1 protein-coding gene is annotated in these 852 nt (G+C 70.3%); it reads right to left on the bottom strand.

Translation table 11 applies throughout. From position 1 onward, the window contains the following. On the bottom strand, nt 1-852 hold an 852-nt coding region (locus ABCR83_RS32695; protein ID WP_462698897.1), incomplete at both ends, for an acyltransferase domain-containing protein.

The following is an 852-nucleotide window of genomic DNA, read 5'->3' as shown; positions in this document are numbered from 1 at the left end:
GCGAGTTGGGTGCGGTCGTCCTGGTCGCGGCGGAGGGTGGGGACGACGGTGGCGGGAATGTCGGTCTGCTCGATGGTTTCCTGCATGCCCATGGCCAGGACGGGGTGGGGGCTGGCCTCGATGAACACCCGGTAGCCGTCGGCGAGGAGTTGTTCGACGGTGTCGGCGAAGCGGACCTGTCGGCGGAGGTTGGTGACCCAGTAGCCGGCGTCCAGGGTGGTGGTGTCGGTACGCTCAGCCGTGACGGTGGAGTAGAAGGCGACATCGGTGGCCCGCGGCTCCACACCGGCCAGAGTCTCGGCCAGCTCGTCGGCTATCTGGTCGACTTGGGGGCCGTGGGAGGCGTAGTCCACATCGATCAGCCGGGCCCGCACCCCCACGGCCTCCGCAGCAGCGACCGTAGCCGCCACCTGCCCCGGAGACCCGGAAACAACCGTCGAACCCGGCCCGTTGACCGCCGCAACCACCACCCCGTCCACCAGCAGCGCACCGGCCTGCTCGGCACCGGTGCCCAGGGAGGCCATCGCCCCGCCCCCGGCAAGCCGCCGCAACGCACTGCTGCGCACAGCCACGATCTTGGCCGCATCCTCCAACGACAACGCCCCGGCCACGCACGCAGCCGCCATCTCACCCTGGGAATGGCCGATCACGGCGGCGGGATTCACCCCGTACTCGGCCCATACCGCCGCCAGCGACACCATCACCGCCCACAGCACCGGCTGCACCACATCCACCCGGGACAGCACCGCACCATCCCCCCGCAGCACCTCCGTCAACGACCAGTCCACCCACGGCCCCAACGCCCGCTCACACTCACCCAACCGAGCCGCAAACACCCCCGACTCCTCCAAC

This window comes from Streptomyces xingningensis, assembly GCF_054957865.1.
The sequence above is the reverse complement of the archived record's forward strand: the minus strand, read 5'-3'. Positions and strand labels throughout refer to the sequence as shown.